Source organism: Oleidesulfovibrio sp., from assembly GCF_047973035.1.
In the GTDB taxonomy this organism is placed as follows: Bacteria; Desulfobacterota; Desulfovibrionia; order Desulfovibrionales; family Desulfovibrionaceae; genus Oleidesulfovibrio.
Genome location: NZ_JBKEBF010000025.1, coordinates 1 through 2,777 on the forward strand (window position 1 = coordinate 1; position 2,777 = coordinate 2,777).

Consider the following 2,777-nt stretch of genomic DNA (forward strand, 5'->3'; position numbering starts at 1 on the left):
GAGTAAAAACGCCATGAATCGGGCAGTAAACCACAATTCGCGCGCTGCTTCCGTTGCGCACAATGCACCATATCTGCGCCAGAGAGTGGACATACGTCATGGTGCAGGCGTCGGCGTTCGGTGCAATCTGAGCCAGTAGCTTGTTAATCTTGATGCCCACAATGGTATCAACTGCGATGTCGCCATACTGACCGTTGGGCGCCGGAGCTACGGCCTTAAAGCCGTTCGTGTCCATCATGTACGCCGCGCTGACCAACGATGAACTTAGCGCAAAGGTCGCGGAGTTGCGGGGGGCGATTAAGGATGCAGCTTGCAGCAGGTACAATCCTTATAGAAAGCGCCATGAGCCGTGCGAGTCTACTGTTTCAGTCTTTCCCAGCTACGCAGACGACATGAACTTAGCTTTGGAGCTGCTGGAAGAAGTGCGTAAAGAAAACCCGACAATAGAAATAGTCGTCATATCACGGAATCGATGGCTGATCAGGGGCATAGGCTTTATGGCAGAACTTACTGATGCAGATGCATATTTGCCGATTGCAGTGTGCAAGTTTTACATCTCGTATAAAACACAACGCTCCGCAGACCTCGACAACCCATGCGGCAACCCTGACTTTATTCATGAGTAGGAGAAGATATGCGCAGTGTTAACATATCGAAAATCGGGAATATCATCCCACACGCGCCGGAAGGAGTGTTTCACTGTTGGGGGGCTGAATTTGAAGAGTTCGAATCCGGCCCCGGAAATTATACCGTCGCAGTTGTCGAGCACAGTGACGGCACGGTCAAGCTGTACCCACCAGAGGCAATCAGGTTTGTTGACAAACCAGAGAACGATAGTGTGCGCATCGAGCAATGCCGCGACGTAAGTATCGAAATGTAGCGAGGTCACAATGCCAACAGCAACATGCCAATACTGCGGCAGCGAGTTCGACGCTCCGCAGTCCAGAATCAACATAGGCCGCGCCAAATATTGCAGCCGTCAATGTGGCAACCTAGGGCGTATCAAAAAACCTCAGACAGGCACGTGCGCGTGGTGTGGAGGCGCATTTGAGATGTCACACCCAAACCAGAGGTTCTGCTCAAGGTCATGCGGCGCAAAAAATCAGGCAGCAAGCGCGCAACGCATATGCAAGCACTGTGGCGAAAAGTTTACTCCGGATACCCCGAAGCAGCAATTCTGCAACGCACTATGTAGGTCGCGTTCGCTTTCTGCCGACAGGAAAAAGTTCCTCGCCACGCAGCAGGAGAAAGCAAGCTGTTACGGCATGAGCTTTGACCCGTGGGCGGTCAAGGCAGCTAACGGCGGCGTGTCAACAATTGAATGTCCGTTCTGGTAGGTGGATAAGATGAGCAACCTTGTACGGCTTGCAGAACGATACGGGAAACCAATCCCCGCGCAGGACGTCGCCGCGCTATTTGGCAAATCGAAGAACTGGGCATATAAACATGCTCGGGAGCTTGGCGGCATAAAAGTAGCCGGGTCATGGTTCTTCTTTGCGGAATTAGTCGGCAAGGCCATCGACTCGGCAGAAAAGGAGGCAACAACAGATGCCGCTCAAGAGGAAAGACAGACACGGCAACACCGTGATTTACGGCAGGGTGAAACTGCCAAACGGCAAGGTGCGGGAGCGACGCTGCACCACTTGGAACGCCGCCATAGCGTGGGAAGAGACCGCCAAACTGGAAAACCCGGATACGTCGTTGACCGACACGGTATCCTTGGCTGCCCTGTTCACGAAATACCTTGACCACGTTCAGGCAAGAGGCGTCGCAAAGACGACGTACAACTGGAAATGCCGGGTGTTCCGCTTGCTGCTTACAGAGATGCCGGCGCATACTCCTGTAATAAAAGTTACGTACTCAGCCGTTGAAGAATACCTCAACGACATTGCACGTCAGCAAAGCGGGAAAACCGCGAACCGGCACAGGCGCGAGCTATGCGCAGCGTATCGATGGGGCATCAAGTCCATGAACCTTCCCTCGCCATGCCCTTGGACTGTCGAGACCTACAGCGAGGACGCCAGAAAGAAGCATGTGCCGTCGGTCGCGGACTTCTGGAAAGTATATGATGCAGCGGACGAGCAGCGTCAGCGGCTCTTGCTGGCCTATCTGCATACCGGCGCACGCAGGTCAGATATATTCCGTCTGAAATGGTCGGACGTCGACATGCAGAACAAGCGCCTTGCACTGTCCACCCGAAAGCGCAAGGGCGGCGGCATGGAGTATGACTACATACCAATGACAGACGAACTGCATGCGATGCTGACTAAACAGAGGCTCACTACCGGGTTCAAGGAATACGTCTTCCTGTCGCAGCATGGCAGACCATGGAGATCGGCAACCAAGCTGATGGGAAAGCTGTGCGAACGTGCAGGCGTGCAACCCTTCGGCTTCCACTCCATCCGTCACCTGTCGGCGTCGATACTGGACGGAAAGGGCGTTCCGCTCTCTGTCATACAGGCGATCCTCAGGCACAAATCGGCACACACAACCGCCCGATACCTGAACTCGTTGCGAGGCGTACAGATATAGGGGGACAGCCAAGATGAGAAATAGCGTGGAGCCTAAAACAGATAGGACAAACATAGGACAGATATAGGCCAAATCCGCTACTGGCGCGGCCTTCTAGTGAGTATAGGTCGACTGTTTCGGATAAAAAGAAGGGCGAAATCCAAAATGAGAAAAACTCTGGATTTCGCCCTTCTTTGTACACCCAAAATGAGAAATATGTTTGATGAGAAACGTTATTCTTGTGGGATCTTCTTTTCTGGGGTGGC

The 2,777-nt window shown here is 53.1% G+C and carries 4 protein-coding genes; 3 read left to right on the plus strand and 1 reads right to left on the minus strand.

Going from position 1 to position 2,777, the window contains the following annotated elements; genetic code table 11:
- Positions 1-238 (minus strand): hypothetical protein (locus ACK5LI_RS08115; RefSeq protein ID WP_416948051.1); only part of this gene is annotated, 238 nt, incomplete at its 3' end.
- Here ACK5LI_RS08115 and ACK5LI_RS08120 point away from each other — a divergent pair.
- The 3 genes from ACK5LI_RS08120 to ACK5LI_RS08130 all read left to right on the plus strand — a co-directional run bounded on the left by ACK5LI_RS08120 (position 237) and on the right by ACK5LI_RS08130 (position 2,532).
- Positions 237-626, plus strand: a complete 390-nt coding sequence (locus ACK5LI_RS08120; RefSeq protein ID WP_416948053.1) for a hypothetical protein — start codon at positions 237-239, stop codon at positions 624-626. The two genes, ACK5LI_RS08115 and ACK5LI_RS08120, sit on opposite strands and share 2 nt — an antisense overlap.
- Before the next feature lie 8 nt (positions 627-634).
- The gene (locus ACK5LI_RS08125; protein WP_416948055.1) at positions 635-880 is read left to right on the plus strand and encodes a hypothetical protein; all 246 of its coding nucleotides are present in this window, start codon (positions 635-637) and stop codon (positions 878-880) included.
- Between the two features lie 668 nt (positions 881-1,548).
- The gene (locus tag ACK5LI_RS08130; RefSeq protein WP_416948057.1) at positions 1,549-2,532 is read left to right on the plus strand and encodes a tyrosine-type recombinase/integrase; all 984 of its coding nucleotides are present in this window, start codon (positions 1,549-1,551) and stop codon (positions 2,530-2,532) included.
- Positions 2,533-2,777: the final 245 nt, after the last annotated feature.

What these genes read in the sequence shown, in the direction of transcription:
- ACK5LI_RS08120 (WP_416948053.1), top strand. Translation starts at nt 237, where the DNA reads ATGTACGCCGCGCTGACCAACGATGAACTTAGCGCAAAGGTCGCGGAG.
- ACK5LI_RS08125 (WP_416948055.1), top strand. Translation starts at nt 635, where the DNA reads ATGCGCAGTGTTAACATATCGAAAATCGGGAATATCATCCCACACGCG.
- ACK5LI_RS08130 (WP_416948057.1), top strand. Translation starts at nt 1,549, where the DNA reads ATGCCGCTCAAGAGGAAAGACAGACACGGCAACACCGTGATTTACGGC.